Annotated in this window: 16 protein-coding genes; 8 read left to right on the top strand and 8 right to left on the bottom strand. The window is 65.0% G+C overall.

What is annotated here, in order from left to right; all coding sequences use genetic code 11:
* Positions 1-68 precede the first annotated feature (68 nt).
* From ACNPP0_RS02180 to ACNPP0_RS02165, 4 genes are all read right to left on the bottom strand, one after another.
* Positions 69-1,385 carry an MFS transporter gene (locus ACNPP0_RS02180; RefSeq protein WP_332610029.1) on the bottom strand — a complete coding sequence of 439 codons (1,317 nt, stop codon included), beginning with the start codon at positions 1,383-1,385 and terminating at the stop codon, positions 69-71.
* 59 nt (positions 1,386-1,444) lie between these two features.
* The gene (locus ACNPP0_RS02175; protein ID WP_448704896.1) at positions 1,445-4,831 is read right to left on the bottom strand and encodes a c-type cytochrome; all 3,387 of its coding nucleotides are present in this window, start codon (positions 4,829-4,831) and stop codon (positions 1,445-1,447) included.
* Positions 4,828-5,403, bottom strand: coding sequence for a (2Fe-2S)-binding protein (locus tag ACNPP0_RS02170; RefSeq protein ID WP_448704895.1), 576 nt, complete (start codon positions 5,401-5,403; stop codon positions 4,828-4,830). The genes ACNPP0_RS02175 and ACNPP0_RS02170 overlap by 4 nt, the downstream gene beginning before the upstream one ends.
* Before the next feature lie 94 nt (positions 5,404-5,497).
* On the bottom strand, positions 5,498-6,655 hold the full coding sequence (locus tag ACNPP0_RS02165) for an FAD-dependent monooxygenase (RefSeq protein ID WP_448704894.1): 1,158 nt from the start codon (positions 6,653-6,655) through the stop codon (positions 5,498-5,500).
* Between the two features lie 271 nt (positions 6,656-6,926).
* On the opposite strand from ACNPP0_RS02165, the gene ACNPP0_RS02160 reads away from it, so the two are divergent.
* The 6 genes from ACNPP0_RS02160 to ACNPP0_RS02135 all read left to right on the top strand — a co-directional run bounded on the left by ACNPP0_RS02160 (position 6,927) and on the right by ACNPP0_RS02135 (position 13,871).
* A complete protein-coding gene (locus tag ACNPP0_RS02160; protein WP_448704893.1) occupies positions 6,927-7,703 on the top strand; it encodes a maleate cis-trans isomerase family protein in 777 nt (258 codons plus the stop codon).
* Entirely contained in the window at positions 7,700-8,542 is an 843-nt protein-coding gene (locus ACNPP0_RS02155) for an alpha/beta fold hydrolase (RefSeq protein WP_448704892.1), read from the top strand. Before ACNPP0_RS02160 ends, ACNPP0_RS02155 begins: the two co-directional genes overlap by 4 nt.
* 39 nt (positions 8,543-8,581) lie before the next feature.
* The gene (locus ACNPP0_RS02150; RefSeq protein ID WP_448704891.1) at positions 8,582-9,655 is read left to right on the top strand and encodes a 2,5-dihydroxypyridine 5,6-dioxygenase NicX family protein; all 1,074 of its coding nucleotides are present in this window, start codon (positions 8,582-8,584) and stop codon (positions 9,653-9,655) included.
* The gene (locus ACNPP0_RS02145; RefSeq protein WP_448704890.1) at positions 9,652-10,338 is read left to right on the top strand and encodes an N-carbamoylsarcosine amidohydrolase; all 687 of its coding nucleotides are present in this window, start codon (positions 9,652-9,654) and stop codon (positions 10,336-10,338) included. Before ACNPP0_RS02150 ends, ACNPP0_RS02145 begins: the two co-directional genes overlap by 4 nt.
* A gap of 49 nt (positions 10,339-10,387) precedes the next feature.
* Positions 10,388-12,751 carry a xanthine dehydrogenase family protein molybdopterin-binding subunit gene (locus ACNPP0_RS02140; protein WP_448704889.1) on the top strand — a complete coding sequence of 788 codons (2,364 nt, stop codon included), beginning with the start codon at positions 10,388-10,390 and terminating at the stop codon, positions 12,749-12,751.
* Positions 12,752-12,836: 85 nt separating this feature from the next.
* Positions 12,837-13,871: an XdhC family protein gene (locus ACNPP0_RS02135; protein ID WP_448704888.1), complete on the top strand. Its 1,035-nt coding sequence runs from the start codon at positions 12,837-12,839 to the stop codon at positions 13,869-13,871.
* On the opposite strand, the gene ACNPP0_RS02130 is transcribed toward ACNPP0_RS02135, so the two are convergent.
* From ACNPP0_RS02130 to ACNPP0_RS02120, 3 genes are read right to left on the bottom strand one after another with little or no spacing between them, the layout of a single operon-like run.
* Complete coding sequence (locus tag ACNPP0_RS02130; protein WP_448704887.1) at positions 13,801-14,346, bottom strand: GAF domain-containing protein; 546 nt, start codon at positions 14,344-14,346, stop codon at positions 13,801-13,803. The two genes, ACNPP0_RS02135 and ACNPP0_RS02130, sit on opposite strands and share 71 nt — an antisense overlap.
* Positions 14,346-15,698, bottom strand: a complete 1,353-nt coding sequence (locus ACNPP0_RS02125) for an MFS transporter (protein WP_448704886.1) — start codon at positions 15,696-15,698, stop codon at positions 14,346-14,348. The genes ACNPP0_RS02130 and ACNPP0_RS02125 overlap by 1 nt, the downstream gene beginning before the upstream one ends.
* A gap of 59 nt (positions 15,699-15,757) precedes the next feature.
* Complete coding sequence (locus ACNPP0_RS02120) at positions 15,758-16,987, bottom strand: metal-dependent hydrolase family protein (RefSeq protein WP_448704885.1); 1,230 nt, start codon at positions 16,985-16,987, stop codon at positions 15,758-15,760.
* 248 nt (positions 16,988-17,235) lie between these two features.
* On the opposite strand from ACNPP0_RS02120, the gene ACNPP0_RS02115 reads away from it, so the two are divergent.
* Positions 17,236-18,186 (top strand): LysR substrate-binding domain-containing protein, encoded by a 951-nt coding sequence (locus tag ACNPP0_RS02115; RefSeq protein ID WP_448704915.1) that lies wholly within the window; start codon positions 17,236-17,238, stop codon positions 18,184-18,186.
* Positions 18,187-18,240: 54 nt separating this feature from the next.
* Here the strand turns inward: ACNPP0_RS02115 and ACNPP0_RS02110 are convergent, their stop codons facing one another.
* Positions 18,241-19,371, bottom strand: a complete 1,131-nt coding sequence (locus ACNPP0_RS02110; protein ID WP_448704884.1) for an FUSC family protein — start codon at positions 19,369-19,371, stop codon at positions 18,241-18,243.
* A gap of 164 nt (positions 19,372-19,535) precedes the next feature.
* Here ACNPP0_RS02110 and ACNPP0_RS02105 point away from each other — a divergent pair, with 164 nt between their 5' ends.
* Entirely contained in the window at positions 19,536-20,552 is a 1,017-nt protein-coding gene (locus tag ACNPP0_RS02105) for an amino acid ABC transporter substrate-binding protein (protein WP_448704883.1), read from the top strand.
* Positions 20,553-20,569 lie beyond the last annotated feature (17 nt).

The following is a 20,569-nucleotide window of genomic DNA, read 5'->3' as shown; positions in this document are numbered from 1 at the left end:
GTTCGTCGCCGTTCCTGGCAGCACGCCGGCGCTATGCACGCCGGGGGCACCCGCGATTTACACCACCATCAATCCAGCGCGCGGTTGCGCGACTCCACGTCTACCGACCAGATTGACACGGCGCCGGCCAGCAACATGCTGGACAGCACGACCAGCGATAGCGTGAAGTGGCTGGTCATGATGGGCGCGATGATGGCCGGGGCGAACAAGCCGCCAAAACGCGCCACCGCGCCCGCCATACCCATGCCGCTGGCGCGCAAGTCCGTTGGGTAGACCTCGGGCGTGAACGCATACAGCGCGCCCCACGTGCCCAGCAGCGAAAAGCTCATCAGCAAGGTAGAACCGATCACCACGGCGGGGTCGGTGCCCAGGCTGTACAGCATGCAGCCTACCGCGCTCAAAATCAGGAAGCCGACCAGCGTGGGCTTGCGGCCCCAGCGTTCCACGCCATAGGCCGACAGCGCAAAGCCGGGCAATTGCACCAACGCCAGCAACACCAGAAACTCCTGGCCGCGCATAAACGCAAAGCCGGCGGTGCTGAGCTTGATGGGCAAGTACACGAAGACGCCGTAGTACGCGATGGAGATCAGCGCCCATGCCAGAAGCAACCCGATGCTGCGGCGGCGGTAGCTGGGCGAGAACAGGGCGAACATGGATTTGTTGACGGGCGTTTCCGGTTGCAGCGCGGGCACTTCGATGTTGCGCTGGTTGACGCGCGCGACGCGTTCCAGCACTTTGCGCGCCTGGTCGGATTTGCCGTTTCGGTTCAGGTACATCGGCGATTCCGGGATGTAGAACCGCAGCACCACGCCGATCAAGGCAGGCAAGCCCGTGACGAAGAAGATCACGCGCCAGGCGTCATCGCCCCACGACACCGCCGCCAGCGCCAGCAGCGCCAGGAAGATGGTGCCCACCGCCCAGAACGATTCCAGCAGCACCAGCCAGCGGCCACGGCGATCGCTGGGCAGGAATTCGGCCATCATCGTGTAGTCCACCGGCAGCGTGCCGCCGACGCCGATGCCGGTCAGGAAACGCAAGACCAGCAGCCACGTGAACTCGGGCGCGAAAGCGGAAGCCACGCCCGCGCAGGCGTCGATGACCACCGCGATCATCAGGACGGGGCGCCGGCCGATGCGGTCAGCCATCCGGCCGAAGACGAACGCGCCGATCAACATGCCGATGAAGAAGAACGTGCCGCTTTGCAGCGCCTGGGGCACGGTGATGCCAAAGGTCTTGGCGATGGACGGCGCGGAAAAACCGATGGACAGCACCTGCATGGCGTCGGCCATCCAGACCAGGCCGAATATCACAAAAAGCCGATACTGGAACTTGCCGACGCCCGCCACCTGAATGGCCTTGTCCACGGATACCAATGAAGCTGACATAGATGAAACCCCTTGATGTGATCATCACTAAAGCCGCACGCGTTATGGCCGCGTTTTCCTTAATTCAGCTCCGCATGGTTGCGTAGCCGTTTAATCGTCGTGGTGGGATCGGGCCAGGCGTCTTCGTCCGGCGCAAAACGTTCCCGCAAATAACCCAGCAGATCGGCGACCTGCTTGTCGTCCAGGCTGTCTTTGAAGCCCGGCATGTACCCCAGCGCGTCGTCGGCGGGTTCCTGGATGCCGTGCAAGATCACCTGGATCAGGTTGTCAGGCGTGTCGGCGTGCAGGTTGGTGTTGGCGGCCAACAAGGGCTTGGCGCCAAACAGCGTGGGCCCGCTTCCGGCTTCGTGGCACACCGCGCAGGCGTTCTGATAGATGCGTTCACCGTTGGCGCGCCGGCCTTGCAGGGATTGGATCGTTGCAGCGGCGGGCGTGGGGGCCGAGGCAGACGCCGAGGCGGTCTTGGGCGCAGCCGCGGTGTTGATCGTGGCCTGGGTCTTGGGCGATAGCGAGGACAACGCGGGCGAAGGCGACGCTGTCGCCGAAGCCGAAGCCGAAGCCGAGGCCGATGCCGCCGACGCAGCATATTCGGCATTGCCGTCGCCCTGCCGCTTCGGCAGGTCCAGCAAATACGTGGTGATGGCCTTGAGGTCGCTGTCCGGCAATTCTGCCAAGCCGTGGATCACGGGCGCCATTGGTCCGGCCGCCACACCGTAGCTCGGCGAATAACCGGTGCGCAGATATTGGAATAGTTCATCACCCGACCAGGCGCGTGGTCCGCTGGCCAGTTGGTTCAAGGCGGGCGCGGTCCAGCCTTCCGCCTCGCCCCCTGCCAGGTAATGCACGCCCTTCTTCTCCGCGCCCAGGCGGTTGCGCGGTGAATGACAAGCGGCGCAGTGGCCAACGCCCTCCACCAGATACGCGCCACGCAGCCACTGCGCGCTGCGCGACGGGTCCGGCGTGAAGGGCGTGGCGTCGTGAAACAGCGCATTCCAGCCGGCCAACAGCGGGCGCATATTGAAGGGGAAGGCCAACTGCGTCTTCGGCGGCTCGGACTTAACGGCGGGTTGCGACATCAGGTAGCCATACAACGCCTGCATGTCCGCTTCGCTCAATTTGGCATAGGCCGTGTAGGGAAACGCGGGATACAGCTGACGGCCGTCCTGGTGCACGCCCTGGCGCATGGCGCGCTCGAACGCGGGGTAGGACCAGCGACCGATGCCGGTGTCGTTGTCGGGCGTGATGTTGGTGGAATAGATCGTGCCAAAGGGGGTGTCCAGCGCCAGACCGCCCGCGTTGGCTTGGCCACCGGGCGCGGTGTGGCAGGCGATGCAATCTCCGGCAGCGGCGACCAGGCGGCCCCGTTCGATGGCCCGCATGGAATACAGGGAAACGTCGGGGCCGGCCGTCAACGGCAATGCGGATTTCACCGGCCACAGCGCGGCGACCATGCCGGCCAGACCGGCGACGCCGGCCGCGAGCCACACGCCGGCTCGCGCCAGACGGCCGCGCGCGGACGTGCCCCACTTTGGACGACGCCGGTCTTGCAACGCCAAGCGCAACGCCTCGGTATCGAACGGCGCTTGCCGCAGGCGCACGCCGGTTGCCTGATGGATGGCGTTGGCGATGGCGGCGGCGGCGGGCAAGGTGACCACGCCGTCCACGGCCAAACGACCTTGTGTGACGTTGCCGTCCGCGACGTCTCCCGCCGCGCGGGGCCGCATCGCGCCGTCGCCACCTTCGTAGGGGCGCACGGCCCGGTCTGCCGCGTCATCCTTGAACGACGGGCTGACCCAATCGTCAAACGCCGGCGGCCCCGCCAGCAGACGGCGCGCGTTATCCAGCAGCCATGGCGTTTGCTGTTCGATATGGGCGTGTACGGGCGCGCCTTGCGCCGGTTGCAGGCGCTGGCTGTCGTGGCCGGCGACCACGCGGGTGACTTCGACCTGACCGGTTTGGGCGCGCACGGAGACCTCGGCCACCCACGCGCTCCAGACCATGCGGGCGGCGCCATCGTCATCCACGCATTGCACCTGCGCAGTGGCGAAACCCGTGCCGTGCAGCAAGCCCGCGCTTGGCGCAGGGGCGGCGTCGGCGTTTGCGTTTGCGTTTGCCTTTGCGTTTGCCTTTGCGTTTGCGTTTGCGTCTGCGCCTGCGTCTGCGTTTGCGTTTGCGTCTGCGCCTGCGCCTGCTCCGGCGCCGGTGTTTAATCTTGCGCGACCCACGACTTGGCGCGCCAGCTCGCGGCCCTTGCCTTCGGGCAGCTGTTCCACGCGCCACGCGATGGGATCTTTGCCGTGGGCCAGCGCGGCTTCATGCCATTGGCTTTCTTGCGCAAAGACTTGCGCGGCGTTCAGTTCGTCCACACTGGCGCGCAACGGGGGCAGCGCGCGCCGGGGCGACGTTACCGATGCGCCGCATACCGTCGCATGTGCCGACGCCCCTGCCTGCGCGGGCTGGCTCAACAGCCGCGCCAGGCTCGGGCGCACCGCCCAGGGCGCTTCGGACCGCAACGACGCGGCGCCGGCAGCGGCGCGCGAGTCGGGTTGTGGCGTGAAGGCAGTGGCGTTGGTGGCCGAGCCGTCGGAGGCGAACGCGTTTGAGGCGTCGGCGTTTGAGGCACCCGCATCCGAAACAGCAGCGTTCGAAGCACCCGCATTCGAAGCAGCAGCATTCAAAGCACCCGCATCCGAAACAGCAGCATTCAAAGCAGCAGCATTCAAAGCAGCAGCATTCAAAGCATCAGCGCCGCCACCAGCCGACCCAGCCGTCGCATCACCGACCGGTACACGCAGCACCAACTCTTCCGCAACACCCGACCGGCAGACCACGCACACCGGCCGGCCCACTGCTTGCGACAGCAGCGCGGCGTCGGCGGCGGCGTCCATCAAGTCCAGCGGATGCGCCGCATCGCCGCCTTCGGAGTCCGCACCGTCGATCGTGGCATGCACCGTTACGCGGATCGTCTCTTCCGCCTGTTGCAGCAGCGCCGCCAGCTCCCGGCGGATCTGAGCTTGCGTGCCGGGCGTGCATGCCGGCAGCCACACGCCGGCGTGCCCGTTCAGCGCCCATACCGTCGCCCGTACGCCGACCGGCGTATCCAAGGGCCGCAGGCGCAGGCCATAACGAATCTCGTCCGAATCCGCGGCATCATCAGGCGGCGTCTGGACGGCATCCGAGGCTTGCCATACGGGTGCCAGGACCATTGCCGCCTGCCTGGCATGAACCGCCGACACGGCGACGACGCCCGCGAAGTGTGTGTGCCGAACCACCGTCACAACGCCCGACAGCACGCGCGCCTGATCCCACTGCGCCTGCTGCAACACGCTGCCGCGATACCGCGCGCCATCCCACAGCACGGCAGGCGGACGCAAGGCCACGCCGTGCAGCAGGTCGGCGGGCAGCCCCAGGTGATGTAGCGGTGACCCCAGCGCGTCCTGGCTCATCGCGTGGGTCCGCCGTCCGCAAGGTCAACACCGCCCGCAACAGCCGCAACAGCCACAACACCCGCAACGCCCGCGCTTTTCGCCCGCAGCTCAACCGCCCGCAGCGCCGCCTGCATGATTTCCACATGCGTGCCGCAGCGGCACAGGTTGTGATGCAGTTCGCGGCGCAGCGCGTCTTCCGTGGGGTTAGGATTGCGGCGCAGCAGCGCCTCGACCGTCATGATCATTCCGTTCAGGCAGTACCCGCACTGCGCTGCCTGGCAGTCGATAAATGCCTGCTGCGTCGTGCCCGGTTGCTGACGTGTGCCCAAGCCTTCCAGCGTGACCACCGCCCTGCCCTGCGCGGCCCGCACCGGGATCACGCACGACCGCGCGGCCACGCCGTCAATCAACACCGTGCACGCACCGCACTCGCCCAGGCCGCAGCCGTACTTCGGCCCGTTCAGCGCCAGGTCATTGCGCAGCACATGCAGCAGCGCCGTGTCGGGCGCGGCCGGCACGGCGCACTCCCCGCCGTTGACGTTCAAGCGGATCGGCTGGGTAACGCGGCAGGAATTGACGGTGGATCCCATATGGCGTGGCGCGTGGTCGCAGTTCGAAAAGTACGAAGGTTGCCGCGACACGGGCCTAGGGGCAAGCCCCCACGCCCGCGCGGCGGACAGATCCTCAGGCCGCGGCTCGCGTCTTGGGGTCTACCAGCGGTTCGTTGAACACGTCGTAGCCGAAGCACCAGGACGGGTCCTCATTCGTGCGCAGCCAGGTGTTGTCGTGCGATATGCGCTGCACCTTGCTGGCGCGTTCAGCGCGGTTGGCCTCGTACAGCGCAAAGGCCAGTTCATGGTTCTGCACGCCCACTTCCTGGAAGCAGCGCGCCAGCATGGCGCCATCTTCAATGGCCATGGCGGCGCCTTGCGCCATGTGCGGCTTCATGGGGTGGCAGGCATCGCCCAGCAACACCAGGCGGCCACGGCTCCAGAGCGGCAGCGGGTCGCGTTCCAGCAGCGACCACTTGGTGACGTCTACCGTGGCGTCGATCAGCGCCTGCACGGTGGGGTGCCAGCCGCTGAAGGCTTCGCGCATTTCATCCTTGCTGCTGGGCAGCCAGCGGTCGTTCAAGTCCCAGTGTTCCACCGGCACGCCGGTGACGTAGTAGAGCTCGTCGGCCTTGCTGGTGACGAAGTACACCATCATGTGGCGGTCATCGCTCCACCATTTGACGCAGGAATCGAAGGGCAGCATGCCGGCCTTGGTCCGCGGCGTGGGGAACACGGCGCGGTGCGCCAGATAACCCGCGTACTTGGGCAGTTCTGGCCCCAGCAGCTCTTCGCGAATGCGGGAATTGACGCCGTCGGCGCCGATCACGATGTCGGCCTCTTCCGAGGTGCCGTCGGCAAAGTGCATCAGCACCAAGTCGCCGCGATCTTCCACGCGAGTCAGGCTCTTGTCGTACGCCACCACGTGCCTGGGCAAGGCGTCGACCAGCAAGGCATGGAAGTCGCCCCGGTGCACGGTCAGGTACGACGCGCCGTATTCCTTGACGGCGTAATCGCCCAGCGGAATCCGCGCCAGGATGTCGCCGGTTTCCCAATGGCGGCTGTACCAGAAGTCCGGGTGCGAACCCTGCGCGTTCAGGGCATCTTCGATACCGATGCGGCGCAGGATCTTCATGACGTTCGGCCCCACGTGGATGCCGGCCCCCAAGCGCGAAAAACCGGGCGCCTGCTCGTAGACGCGAACGTTAAGCCCTTGCTTGAGCAGCAGCGCGGCGGTGGCGGCGCCGCCCAGGCCCGCGCCGACGATGGCGATACGAGGGGATGTAGACACGGAACTTCTCCTTGCAAGATGGTGAAAGACTGGTGCAGCCAATTCAGAAAATTATGGAGTACACGCTTAATTTATGGATACATAAAAAGGTGACCCTCTCGTAAACCCGAAGAGGAATCACCAAAATAGTGCATGCACTGCCTACAGTTAGGTGAAAACCACTACGAAAACCGGGCTGGTCATCCGCGCTGCTCTTTGCAAGAATAGAGCGTATACGCTTCTTTTGAATTTATCGAAAACCCTAGGCCCGCCCATTTTTCAAGGCTTATCCATGACGAAGACATTCCGTATCGGCCAGATCGTTCCCAGTTCCAACACCACGATGGAAACCGAAGTGCCCGCCATGTTGCAGGCGCATTCGTCGCTGCGCCCCAACGACCGCTTCACGTTTCATTCCAGCCGCATGCGCATGAAGAAGGTCCAGAAGGAAGAGCTGGCCGCCATGGACGCCGAAAGCGACCGCTGCGCACTGGAACTTAGCGATGCGCGCGTCGATGTGCTGGGCTACGCCTGCCTGGTGGCCATCATGGCGATGGGGCGCGGCTACCACCGCGTGTCGCAGAAACGTCTGACGGAACGCACCGCCGAGAACGGCGCATCCGCCCCCGTCATCACCAGCGCCGGCGCGCTGGTCGAGGCCCTGCATGTGATGGGCGCCAAGAAAATCGCGCTGGTCGCGCCCTACATGATTCCGCTGACCGAACTGGTCATGGACTACATCGCCGCGGAAGGGTTTGAAATTGTGGATTGGCGCGCGCTGGAGATTCCCGACAACCTGGACGTGGGCCGCCACGACCCGGCCAAGCTGCCCGGCATCGTCGCCGGCATGAACGTGGCCGACGCCGATGTGATCGTGCTGTCCGCCTGCGTGCAGATGCCGTCGCTGCCCGCCGTTTCGCAAGTGGAAGCGGAAACCGGCAAGCCCGTTCTCACGGCATCCATCGCCACCACCTACGCCATCCTGAAAGAGCTGGGGCTGGACCCCGTGGTGCCCGGCGCGGGCGCCCTGCTCTCGGGCGCTTACCCCTATACCCGGAGCGCACAATGACCCAAGCCCAAGCCAATAGCACTTTTCTGTACGGCGCCAACGTGCACGCCAACGGCATCCGCCAGCACTACCTGCGTTACGGCGGCACGGCGGGCGAACGCGCCGGCCGCCCCGCCGTCATCCTGATTCCCGGCATCACCAGCCCGGCCGTCACCTGGGGCTTTGTGGCTGAACACCTGGGTCGCCGGTTCGACACCTATGTGCTGGACGTGCGTGGCCGGGGCCTGTCGGCATCCGGCCCCGGGTTGGACTACGGCCTGGACGCGCAAGCGGCTGACGTCAATGCGTTTGCCCAGGCGCTGCAACTGGCCCACTACGCGCTGGTCGGCCATTCCATGGGCGGGCGCATCGCCGTGCGCGCCGCGCGCAGCCAACCCCAAGGGCTGACGCGCCTGGTCCTCGTGGACCCACCGGTATCCGGCCCGGGCCGCCGCCCGTATCCGGCCAATCTGCCGTGGTACGTGGACTCCATTCGCCAGGCCACGCAGGGCATGAGCGCCGAGGACATGCTGGCTTTCTGCCCCACCTGGACCGAGGCCCAGCGCCAACTGCGCGCGCAATGGCTGCACACCTGCTTTGAACCGGCCATTGTGCAGAGCTTTGAAGACTTCGGCCGCGACGACATCCACGCGGACCTGCCCGCCATCAAGATCCCGATGCTGCTGGTCACCGCTGAAAAAGGCGGCGTCGTCGGCGATGACGATGTGGCCGAATGGCAGGGCCTGGCGCCGCAGACGCAGCACGTGCGCGTACCCGGCGCGGGCCACATGATTCCGTGGGACAACGAAGCCGGTTTCTACGCCGCCTTCGGCGACTTTCTTGGCAGCAAGATCGACTGATCCGCCCTTTTCCCAATCCGCTGATTCAAGGAGCCCGCCATGTCCGTCAGCGATATCGATTTGATCCACGCCTGGAAGCAGGTGCTGACGTTGTCGCGGCTTCAAGCCGGACAGATCGTCACCGTGCTGACCGGCGCCGACACGCACCCGCAAACCTTGCGCTGCGCGATCGCCGCCGCCACCGACCTGGGCGCCCGCGTCAACCGGCTGGACCTGCCGCCCGTCAACGCGGAAAAGTCCATCAGCCGCGACGCGCTGGCGTACCTGGGCGCCACGCCGCTGACCGGCAACCCGGCCGCCATCGCCGCGCTGAACGCCAGCGACCTGGTGCTGGACCTCATGACGCTTCTGTTCTCGCCCGAGCAGCATGAAATCTTGCAGACCGGCACCAAGATCCTGCTGGCCATCGAACCGCCCGAAGTGCTGTGCCGCCTGGTCCCTACCGAGGCCGACCGCACGCGCGTACAAGCCGCCGCGCGTCGCATCGAAGCGGCCAGGCAGATGCACATCACGTCCGACGCCGGCACCGACCTACGTTGCCAACTGGGCGAATTTCCCGCGATATCGGAATACGGTTTCGTGGACGAACCCGGTCGCTGGGACCACTGGCCCAGCGGCTTCGTTTTGACGTGGCCCAACGAAGGGCAAAGCCAAGGCCGCGTGGTGCTGGACCGGGGCGACATCCTCTTGCCCATGAAAGACTACGTAACCCACCCGATTGAACTCGTCATCGAAAACGGCTACGTCACCCGCATCAACGGCGGGCTTCAGGCCGACATCCTGAAGGAATACATGGCCGCCTATGAAGACCCGGAGGCGTATGCCGTGTCGCACATCGGCTGGGGCCTGCAACCGCGCGCGCAGTGGTCCATGCTGGCGCACTACAACAAGGAAGCGCACATCGGCATGGACGCGCGCGCCTTCGAAGGCAATTTCCTGTGGTCCATGGGCCCCAACAATGAAGCGGGCGGCAGCCGCACCACCGCCTGCCATATCGACATCCCCATGCGCCATTGCAGCGTGGCGCTGGACGGCCAGCCGATGGTGACGCGCGGCGTGGTGCAAGACGAACCCGGCCGGGCGCACGCCGCCCGCCGCAAGGACAACAAATGAATGCCTCTACCCAAGCCATTCCCGCCGACGCCGTCGCGGGTGACATCTCGGCCTATTCACGCCAGGGCTTCGGCACGCCGTTGCCGCTGAAGGCGCCCTTCGGCCTGCTGATCGTGGACTTCGTCAACGGCTTTGCCGACCCGGCCGTGCTGGGCGGCGGCAACATTGCGCCGGCCATCGCGCAGACGCGGCGCCTGCTGGCCCACGCGCGCGAACGCGGATGGCCGGTGGCGCACAGCCGCATCGTGTTCTCGGATGACGACGCCGACAGCAACATTTTTTGCTTGAAGGTGCCCGCCATGCTGGCTTTGAAAGAACACAGCCACAACAGCGCCATCGTGCCCGAGCTTGCCCCCGCGCCCGGCGAATACGTCGTGCGCAAGAGCACGCCGTCCGCGTTTTTTGGCACCATGCTGGCGCCGTGGCTGGCGCAGCGTGGCGTGCAGACCTTGCTGGTGGCGGGCTGCGTGACCAGCGGCTGCGTGCGCGCCAGCGTGGTGGATGCCATGCAGGCGGGCTTTCGGCCCCTGGTGGTGTCCGACTGCTGTGGCGACCGCGCGCTGGGGCCCCACGAGGCCAACCTGTTCGATATGGCGCAGAAGTACGCGGCCGTGATGCCGCTGGACCAGGCGCTGGCCGACACGCGCGCGTTGGTGGATGCCCCACTGCCGGCCGCCCGCTAAGCGCGACATAATCATCGACCGGCCCGGCCCCATCCCGTTCCCTGACCTCATGACCTTGCCCCAGCCCCACCTTTTGCCTGGCGCGCTGCTTGCCCACCCCGACGCCTTGCTGGTGGTGCGCCAGCCGTCGGTGCCGCCCAAGCCGGCGCCGGGCCAACCGGGCTCCGCCACCGAATACGTCCAGCCCACGCCCGAAATATTCGTGGCCATCGTGCGTGATGCCGACCTGGTCGCGGGCGACACGCCGTCGCCCGGTTGGCGCGTGCTGGCATTCAACGGGCATGTGGACCTGGGCACCGGCATCCGCACGTCGCTGGCGCAGATCGTTGCCGAAGAGCTGGACGTGCCCCTGTCCCGCCTGGACATGGTGCTGGGCCACACCAGCGCGGCGCCCAACCAGGGGCCGACCATCGCCAGCGCCAGCATCCAGATTTCGGCCGTGCCCTTGCGCCGCGCCGCCGCGCAAGCTCGCGAACATCTCCTGATGCTGGCGGCGCAGCGGTGGAATCTTCCGCGTGATGCGCTGTGCGTGCGTGATGGCGTGGTGCAGGCGCAGGACCTGGATGATCGCAAGCGACGCCAAGGCCGGCACGACGACGGCGATACGACGCATCACAACAATGCCGCGCCACACTGCCCGCAACCGCTCAGCTATGGCGATCTGCTTGCCGGCCAGCACATCCGCTTGACGCTGGCCGCGCCCGACGCACCCGTCCGCCTGAAACCCGCCAGCGAATATCGCATCGTCGGCCAGGGCGTGGCGCGCGTGGACATTCCCGCCAAGGCCACGGGCGAACTGAGCTTCGTGCACGACGTGCGTGTGCCGGGCATGCGGCATGGCCGCGTCGTGCGTCCGCCGCATCCCGGGCGCGATGCCGGCGACTTCATCGGCCGAACCCTGATCGATGTGGATCGCGCCTCCGTGGCGCATCTGCCGGGCAATGTGCAGGTGGTGGTGCAAGGCGATTTCATCGGCGTCGTGGCCGACCGCGAAGAGCAGGCCATTGCCGCCCTGCGCGCCCTGAAAGTGCGATGGCAGCCTATTCCGCCCGCGCCCGACCTGAGCGACGTGGCCGCCGCCATCCACGCCAACCCGGCGCGCGCGCGGCCGCTGATCGAAGACGGTGACGTGGACGCCGCCTGCGCCCGGGCCACCACGCACCTGCGCCGCCGCTACGTCTGGCCGTACCAGATGCACGCGTCCATCGGCCCATCCTGCGCCGTGGCGGATTTTCGTGACGGCCGATTGACGGTGTGGACCGGCACGCAAAACCCCCACATGCTGCGCACCGATCTGGACCGGCTGCTGAACCTGGGCGAAGGCCGGATCGACCTGATCCGCCTGGAGGCCGCCGGCTGCTATGGCCGCAATTGCGCGGACGACGTGTGCGCCGACGCGGCGCTGCTGTCGATGGCGGTGGGCGCCCCCGTGCGCGTGCAGCTGACGCGTGAACAAGAACACCAATGGGAACCCAAGGGCACCGGCCAGTTAATGGATGTGGGCGCCGCGATCGACGCGCAAGGCAATTTGCTGGCGGTCGACTTCGCGGTGCGCTACCCGTCCAACGATGCGCCGCTGCTGGCCTTGCTGTTGACCGGTGCCGTCTCGGGCGAACCACGCACGCTGGAAATGGGAGACCGCACCGCCGCGCCGCCCTATCGCTACGCGGCGCGCCGCGTCGTCTGCCACGACATGCCGCCGATCGTGCGTTCGTCGTGGTTGCGCGGCGTCTCGGCCTTGCCCAATTCCTTTGCGCATGACTGCATGATCGACGAGCTGGCCGAGGCCGCCGGCGCCGACCCGGTCGAGTACCGCTTGCGCAATCTGGACGACGCGCGCGCCGTCGCGCTGATCGACGCCACCGCCCGGCAGGCCGGATGGCAAGCGCGCGCGGCCGGCAGCCGGGGCAAGCCGGGCACCGACGGCTTACTGCGCGGGCGGGGCATTGCCTATGCGCGCTATGTGCACAGCAAATTCCCCGGCTTCGGCGCCGCGTGGGCCGCCTGGGTCATCGACCTGTGCGTGGACCCGGCCACGGGGCGCGTTCGCGCGGAACGCATCGTCGTCGGCCAGGACACGGGCATGATCGTCAACCCGGCGGGCGTGCGGCATCAAGTTCACGGCAACGTGATCCAGACCCTTAGCCGCTGCCTGATCGAAAAAGTGGCCTTTGACCAGGCCGGCGTGGCCAGCCGCGAATGGGGGGGCTACCCCATCATCGGCTTCAAGGACGTACCCGCCATTGACGTCTTGCTGATGCCGCGCCAGGACGAACCGCCGATGGGCGCGGGCGAATCCGCGTCCGTACCCGGCCCCGCCGCCATCGCCAATGCCTTGTTCGACGCCACCGGAAAGCGCTTCTACGAAGCCCCATTCACGCCCGACGCCTTGCTGGCGGTGTTGGCGGCGTAGCCGACACATCAACGCCACACATCAACGCCACACATCAACGCCACTTATCAACGCCACTCATCAACGCCACGCAAGCACCAGCCCCATGACGGACATCAATATCCTGGTATTACGCCAAGCCTTGATCTGGCAACAAGCCGGCATCCCGGTCTGGCTGTTCACCGTGGTCCGCACGTGGGGGTCGTCGCCCCGGCCCGCCGGGTCGATCATGGCGATGAACGCGCAAGGCGCGGTGGTGGGGTCGGTGTCTGGTGGCTGCATTGAAGACGACTTGGCCGATCGCGTTCGCGCCCTGGGCGATGACGCGCACTTGCCGGTGCTGATGCGCTACGGCGTGCTGGCGGACGATGCACGCCGCTTCGGCATCCCTTGCGGCGGCACGGTGCAATTGTTGATGGAACGCATCGGCGCGCACAGCCTGCTGCCAGAACTGCTGCAAGCCTGCGTGGAGCGGCGCTGCGTCACGCGCACCGTCGACCTGTCATCCGGGCATGCGCTATTGCAAGGCGCACAGCCCGACATCCCGCCGCAATTGACCGACGCGACACTGACGGTAGGCTTTGGTCCCACGGCGCGGCTGATCGTGATCGGCGCCGGCGACACCAGCCGATATCTATGCCAGATCGCACTGACCCTGGGCTTTGAAATCATCGTTTGCGACCCGCGTGAATCGCATCAGGGCGATTGGGCGCAGGACGGCATAACTTTCACGCGCGAGATGCCGGACGACGTCATCCTGCGCGTGCAACCCGACGCGCGAACCGCCGTGGTCGCCCTGACGCACGACCCCAAGCTGGATGACCTGGCGCTGATCGATGCGCTGCAATCCAACGCTTTCTATGTCGGCGCCATCGGCTCGCGCAAGAACAGCGACCAGCGCCGCGCGCGGCTGCGGCAATACTTTGAACTTAGCGACGCCGACCTGCACAAGCTGCACGGGCCGGCCGGCGTATTCATCGGCAGCAAGACCCCCGCCGAGATCGCGTTATCGATCATGGCGGAAGTGGTGGCGGCAAAGAACGGAGTGAGCTTCACGGCCGCCGCCCCCCTCACACGCTGTCCAGCCCCGATCGATCCACCGCAGCCGCCGCCGCTTGCGCAGCCTGCATTTCCTCAATGAACACAGGCGTGCACATGCCCGCGATCAAGGCCGCCAGATCCCGGTCGGCATGGTCATAGGCCTTACGGCCGGCCAGCAGGTTCAGCGACCCGATCACCCGGCCTTGGTAGCGCACCGGAATATTGAACGCCGATTGCAGGCCGCGCTCGATCAGCATCGGCGCTTCGGAAAACACCGTTCGCACGTCGTCTTCATCGCTGGCCACATACAGCAGGCCCTGTTCCAGCACATGGCGTGACCACGGCCCGTTGCCCGTGGCCTTGAAGCCGCCCAGCGGGCTGATGCTCTCGTCCGACGTGTACAGCCGCTTCATCAGCCGATGCTCTTGCAGATACAGCAGCGCGGTGAACAGTTGATGCCCGAAAGCCTCTGCCAGCAAGGCCGACACGACCTGCCACTGCGCCGCGCGGTCTTCTGCCTGAGCCAGGGCCCGCGCGTGCGCCGCCCACGGCGCCAAGGTTGATGTCTGGGTCATCAGTGAATCGCCTCCAGCACCACGCCACGCGTGTTCTTGCCAAAGAACAGAATGCCCAGCCCGCCCACCAGCAAGATCGCCGTCATCATGGCGAACACGCCGGCAAAGCCCAGTACGGGATACGCCACGCCCACGATGGTGGGCGATGCAATCGAGCCGATGCGCGCAAAGGCCGACGCCGCGCCCATGCCGGTTGCCCGGATCGACGTCGGATAGATCTCGGCGGTGTAGGTGTATTGGCCGGCAATCACGCCATTCATGCCGAAGGACAGCAGCATGCTCAGCATGATGATCTGCTGCTCGCCGCTGGCCAGCGCCAGGCCCAGCGCCGACAGGCAAGACAACAGCATGTACGCCAGAATCGTGTACTTGCGGCCGATCTTGTCGTTGAAATAGGCGGCGGAAAAATAGCCGGGAATCTGCGACAGATAGATCAGGATGGTGTACGAGAAGCTCTTGGTGATGGTGAAGCCACGCTCGACCAGCAAGCTGGGAATCCACACCAGGAAGGCGTAGTAGCAGAACAGCACGGTGATCCAGAACACCCACACCAGCACCGTCGTGCCCAGGTAGGTTTTCGAGAACAAGGACGTCAGCTTGTCCATGGCGCTTTGCGGATTTTCGGCGGCGGTGGCGGCACGGCGTGTCGCGATGGGCGTGGGCAGCGGGCGGCCAAGCCTTTGCTGCACTTCAGCTTCGATGGCCGAGCAGATGCGGTCAGCCTCGGCGGTCTGGCCGGTGTGTTCAAGCCAGCGCGGCGATTCGAACAGCGACTTGCGCCACCACAGCAAAAATACCACCGGCACGGAAGCAATCACCATGATCCAGCGCCAGCCGTCGTCGCTCATTGGAACGATGAAATAGCCCAGCAACGCCGACAGCACGAAGCCGAACGAGAAGAACCCCGCCAGCGCGCCCGTGAAGCGTCCACGATATTTGCTGCTGACAAATTCGGCCAGGTACGGCGCGATGATGGCGCCTTCCGCGCCCATGCCGATGCCGGCGATCATGCGCAGGATGTAGAACTCGTGATAGTTGCGCGCAAACGCGTTGATAAAGGTGGCGACGCAGAACAGCATCAGCGCCCACATCATGATTTTCTTGCGGCCGTAGCGGTCGCCCAGGATGCCCGAGAACAGGGCGCCCACCAGAAAGCCGACGTAGGTGCTGCTGGCGATCCAGCCGATCTGGCCGGTGGATAAGCCCCATTGCGTACGCAGCGAGGGGATGATAAAGGCGATGATGCCGGCGTCCAGCGCTTCAAACGCCAGCCCCAGGCCGCCGATCATCAGCAACCTGAAATGGAAGCTGGAGAACGGCAGCCGCTCCAGGCGGTCCGATACGGAATACATGGTGAAGATTTCCGGGAGTAAGGGTGAAAGAACGTCAGCAGGCGTTCGGTGAAAGAACGTCAGCAGGCGTTCTTGTGCAGCAAGCCGCGGTTCATGATGAGCTTGATGGAATCGGGCTGAGTCAGCAGCGAGATGTCGTCCAGCGGGTTGCCGGCGACCAGCAGCAGGTCGGCATGCGCGCCTTCGCGGACTTCACCCAGCAAGCCTTCCTGGTTCAGGATTTCGGCGCCGATCAACGTCGCTTGCTGGATTACCTTGGCATTGCCCAGCACGCGGGCGCGCAAGGGCAGTTCGTCGGCCTGCATGTAGTGGGTTTCGCCCAGCAAGTCGCTGCCGTAGCCCATCTTCACGCCGACGTCGTCCAGGATTTCCAGCGCCTTCAAGCCCTGCGTGCGCACGGTAGCGATCTTCTTGACCGAGTCGGCCGGCAGGCCATAGCGCTCGCCGTCGTTGGCCAGGCCTTCGTAGGTGATCAACGTGGGCACCATGTAGGCGCCGTGTTCCTTCATCACCTCGGCCGCCTCGCGGTCCACCAGGTTGCCGTGTTCGATGGTGCGCACGCCGCAGCGCACGGCGCGCGTGATGGCGCGCGGCGTGTAAGCGTGGGCCATCACATAGGTGTTTGCGTTGCTGGCTTCTTCAACGATGGCGATCAGTTCGGATTCTGAAAACCCCAGGTTCTGGATCGGGTCGTTCGGCGACGCCACGCCGCCCGAGGCCATGACCTTGATCTGCGTGGCGCCCTTCAGGATCTCTTCGCGCACGGCCAGGCGGCAATTGTCGACGCCGTCGACGACACGGCCGATGTTGCCGATCTTGACCGAGCACGGGCAGGGGTCCAGTTCGTCGTTACGCGGCCGGAAGTCGCCATGACCGCCTGTCTGCGACAGGGCCTTGCCCGAGCAGAACAGGCGCGGGCCATCGACCACGCCGTCCAGCACGGCTTGCGCCAAGGCCCAATCCGCCCCGCCGGCATCGCGCACCGAGGTAAAGCCCCGGTCCAGCATGCCTTGCATGATGGGCAAGGCGCGCAGCAGCGCCAAGGCATTGGGCAAAGCGGCCACGCGACCCAGGTTGAACGACGAGGCCACCACGTGCACGTGGCAGTCGATCATGCCCGGCATCAAGGTCATGCCCTTGGCGTCAACGACTTCGGCGTCGGGCGCCGTCAGGTCGTCGGCGCTGATGCGGGAAATCATTCCGTCTTCAATCAATACGTTGGCCGCGTCTTCGAGGACCAACGATCGGGTATTCAAGATCTTGCAATTCTTAACAACAACCGGCTTCATAAATAAATCACGCTATCTGTTCAACATGCAGGGAATTCAGCATGGCGAACTCTACCGGTACAATCCAAACGTCCGATACCGGGTCTCCCCTTAGGCGTTCGACACAAAATTGAACAGCCTTATGAGCTTTACTCATACCCCTCTTTGGGAAGCGCTCCCGCGCCGCTTTCGATCCACATTCCTTATCCGCGATTCATAGCCGGATTCCGCACACCACCATGAGACGCCGCTGCCCCACCCTTTCAGAGTTGAACGCGTTCACCGCGGCGGCGCGTCACTTGTCGTTCTCCAAGGCGGGCAAGGAACTGTTCGTGACGCAAAGCGCGATCAGCCGGCATATCGCCACGCTGGAAAGCTATCTGGGCCACGCGCTGTTCATCCGCGCCACCAGTGGCTTGCAGCTGACGCGCATGGGCGCCACGTACCTGAGCCTGATCCGCCCGGCCCTGCACACGCTGGAAAGCGCCACGTCGCAGGTCATGGCGACGCAGCAGTCGGCCAAGTCGTTGAACGTATCGGCCGCGCCCACCTTCGCCGCGCAATGGTTGTTTCCCCGCCTGAAGACGTTTCGCGCCTTCAACCCGGACATCTCGGTCAATTTCGTGCGCTACAGCGTGGCGGATTACAAAAGCACCGAACTGGATTTCGACGCATCCATTCAGTATGGCTACGGGGATTGGCACGATGGCGACGCCAAGTACCTGACCGGGCGCGAAACCCGTTTGGTGTGTTCGCCCGATTATCTGGAACAGCATCCCATCAACAGCCTGGAAGATATCAAGCAGTGCACGCTGCTACAGCACATCGAGATTCCGCTGTCGTGGGAATACTGGTTTTCAACGTATATCGGCGATTATGACCGTGCGCGTTTCGGCCCTGGCTTCAATCTGTTTTCGATGATTATCCAGGCGGCCTCGTCAGGCTTCGGCGTGGCCTTGATGCCGCATTGCCTGATCGAAAAAGAACTGGCAACGGGGCAGCTGGTGGACGTGTTCGACCGCACGTTTGAAAGCCCGCTGGGTTATTACCTGTGCGCGCCGAACTGGCGCAGCAATATGGAAAGCTATGACCGCCTGAGCCAGTGGCTGTCACATGAATGCCTGCATGGCGCGGCCGTGGAAGGCGCCATGGTGCAAACCGCCAAGCCGGATGCCGATTGCCCCTATTGCGTGGCGGGGCTGGCGCCAACGGCTGGATAGCGACAGAAGACGAATAAGGGCAAGGGCCGGCATCCGCACGCCCCGCCCACGCCATCAACTCACCCGATTCGGCAATACCGCGCGCATCCACCGACTTAATCGCGGCCGGATGCGCTGGTTATGCAACAGCACCGCGCCCAGCACCCCGATGAACGCGCCAATGACCGTATCCACAAAACGCGCTTCAATCACGTCGGCCGGATAGCCCTGGCCCAGGTGCGGCGCTTCGGCCAGGAATATAGTCAGCGGCGTAATCAGCGCCACCGCGCTGGCGTAGTGGCGGACCACCAGCGTTTCAATGCCGAACGACAGCGCCATCATCACCAGGCTAAGCGTCCACACATTCAGCGGCAGGCTCAACAACGCCCACGCCACGCACAAACCCAGCGCCGTTCCCAATATCCGATGCAGCTGACGATTCCAGGCTGCCCACAGGCTTGCGCCCTGGATAATCGCCAGGCAACTGACCGGCACCCAATACGGACGTGGCAGTTGCAATAGTTCAGCGACCAGCAATGAAACGCCCACGAACAGGCCGATGATGACCGAGTCGTACACAACAAAATCAAAGGTCGGTTTGGGCGGCGCTGCCTCGGGCGGAGGCGGCGCCACGCGCGTCATGTGCAGGGAATACGCAAACGCCACCAGGCAGGCCACCAGGCAACCCAGCGCCACCATGCCGACGCGCAACGGCACATCTTCAATATGCCCAGGCGTATACGCGGCAATCGCGGTGGCCATAATGAAGAACAGGCTGCCCGGCGGCCCCAGCCGATAGCAGCGGCACACCATGTTCACCAGCATGGCAATAACCGTCAGCGCGGCAATCATCGCCGTGGGCCAGAACTGCGTCAGCGCACCGACGGCGTAGCAGGCGACCATGCCGAACGAGGCGGCCAGCAACATCATCATCCGCTGGGCAAGCGAGGTATTGGGCAGGCTTAGAAACACCATGCCGCCCAAACTGGACATCAGGCCATAGTCCATGCGGCCAAAATACGCGCCCACCATTAGTGGCAAGCCGGAAGACAGCGCGGCGGCCAGCGGCATTTCCCAGCGCCGGTCGCTGGTGTTGACGCGGATCAGTTCACGCCACGTGCCCTGCACCTGCTGCTTGACGAAGCCAGGCCCGGGCCGGGGTCGGCCGCCGTGGCCCGTCTCTTTCGGTTGATCTTCTTGGTTCATCCGTTGCCCCTGTGTCGGCCCGGCAAGAATTATCCCCCGTAAATTCCGCCAAGTGGATTTAACGGGAATTCCCTGATATTCCCGCCCAGGCGGCGTGGCTACCATTCCGCGCACCTCGGCCAGCGGCCGACAGAATACCAATGCGCCCATCGCGCGGAGACACCATGAAAGCACTCAAACACGTTGCGGCAGGCACCGCCTTATTTCTTTCGTCCTGGGCCGCCACGGCGGGCGTGACTTTCGACAGCGTCAAGAACAAGGGCTTTGTCCAGTGCGGCGTCTCGACCGGCGTGGCCGGCTTTTCGGTCAATGACAGCAAGGGCGGCTGGGTCGGCCTGGATGTCGACCTGTGCCGCGCGCTGGCCATCACCATGTTTGGCGACCCCGCCAAATCCAAGATCATGGCCGTCAGCGCCGTGCAGCGTTTTACCGCGCTGCAATCCGGCGAAGTGGACGTGCTGCCGCGCAACACCACGCTGTCGCTCACGCGTGACACCACGCTGGGGCTGATCGGCGTGGGCGTGAACTACTACGACAGCCAGGGCATCATGGTGAACAAGTCCCTGAACGTGAAAAGCGCCAAGGAACTGGACGGCGCCACCGTGTGCGTGCAGCCGGGCACGACCACCGAACTGAACCTGGCCGACTGGTTCCGCTCGCAGAACATCGTCTTCAAGCCCGTGGTGGTGGAACGCCTGGACGAAATCATCCGCGCGTTCGCGGTTGGCCGCTGCGACGCGTTCACCGGCGACAAGTCGCAGTTGGCGGCGGCGCGCAGCAATCTGGAAAACCCCGGCCAATACGACATCCTGCCCGAGAACTTCTCGAAAGAACCGTTGGGCCCCATGGTGCGCCAGGGCGACGAGCAATGGTTCAACGTCGTGCGCTGGACCATGTTCGCCATGCTGGAAGCCGAGGAATACGGCGTTACGTCCAAGAACGTGGACGAGATGCTGAAAAGCACCAACCCCAACGTGCAGCGCCTGCTGGGCGTGACGCCCGGCATGGGCAAGAATTTGGGCGTGGACGACAAGTGGGCCTACAACATCATCAAGCACATCGGCAACTACGGCGAGAGCTTCGAGAAGAACCTGGGGCCCAGCAGCCCCTTGAAACTGTCGCGCGGCCTGAACGCGTCTTACCGTGACGGCGGCCTGATGTACGGGTGGCCGGTGCGCTGATCGGGGCAAATCCGCAT

This window comes from Achromobacter semiaridum (genome assembly GCF_053543755.1).
This window is presented reverse-complemented; position numbering and strand designations above follow the sequence as displayed.

Excerpts from the sequence above, each read along its gene's own strand:
- ACNPP0_RS02170 (WP_448704895.1), bottom strand. The coding sequence starts at position 5,403 with ATGGGATCCACCGTCAATTCCTGCCGCGTTACCCAGCCGATCCGCTTG.
- ACNPP0_RS02105 (WP_448704883.1), top strand. The coding sequence starts at position 19,536 with ATGAAAGCACTCAAACACGTTGCGGCAGGCACCGCCTTATTTCTTTCG.
- ACNPP0_RS02130 (WP_448704887.1), bottom strand. The coding sequence starts at position 14,346 with ATGACCCAGACATCAACCTTGGCGCCGTGGGCGGCGCACGCGCGGGCC.
- ACNPP0_RS02155 (WP_448704892.1), top strand. The coding sequence starts at position 7,700 with ATGACCCAAGCCCAAGCCAATAGCACTTTTCTGTACGGCGCCAACGTG.
- ACNPP0_RS02145 (WP_448704890.1), top strand. The coding sequence starts at position 9,652 with ATGAATGCCTCTACCCAAGCCATTCCCGCCGACGCCGTCGCGGGTGAC.
- ACNPP0_RS02120 (WP_448704885.1), bottom strand. The coding sequence starts at position 16,987 with ATGAAGCCGGTTGTTGTTAAGAATTGCAAGATCTTGAATACCCGATCG.
- ACNPP0_RS02125 (WP_448704886.1), bottom strand. The coding sequence starts at position 15,698 with ATGTATTCCGTATCGGACCGCCTGGAGCGGCTGCCGTTCTCCAGCTTC.
- ACNPP0_RS02160 (WP_448704893.1), top strand. The coding sequence starts at position 6,927 with ATGACGAAGACATTCCGTATCGGCCAGATCGTTCCCAGTTCCAACACC.
- ACNPP0_RS02175 (WP_448704896.1), bottom strand. The coding sequence starts at position 4,831 with ATGAGCCAGGACGCGCTGGGGTCACCGCTACATCACCTGGGGCTGCCC.
- ACNPP0_RS02110 (WP_448704884.1), bottom strand. The coding sequence starts at position 19,371 with ATGAACCAAGAAGATCAACCGAAAGAGACGGGCCACGGCGGCCGACCC.
- ACNPP0_RS02180 (WP_332610029.1), bottom strand. The coding sequence starts at position 1,385 with ATGTCAGCTTCATTGGTATCCGTGGACAAGGCCATTCAGGTGGCGGGC.
- ACNPP0_RS02150 (WP_448704891.1), top strand. The coding sequence starts at position 8,582 with ATGTCCGTCAGCGATATCGATTTGATCCACGCCTGGAAGCAGGTGCTG.
- ACNPP0_RS02140 (WP_448704889.1), top strand. The coding sequence starts at position 10,388 with ATGACCTTGCCCCAGCCCCACCTTTTGCCTGGCGCGCTGCTTGCCCAC.
- ACNPP0_RS02135 (WP_448704888.1), top strand. The coding sequence starts at position 12,837 with ATGACGGACATCAATATCCTGGTATTACGCCAAGCCTTGATCTGGCAA.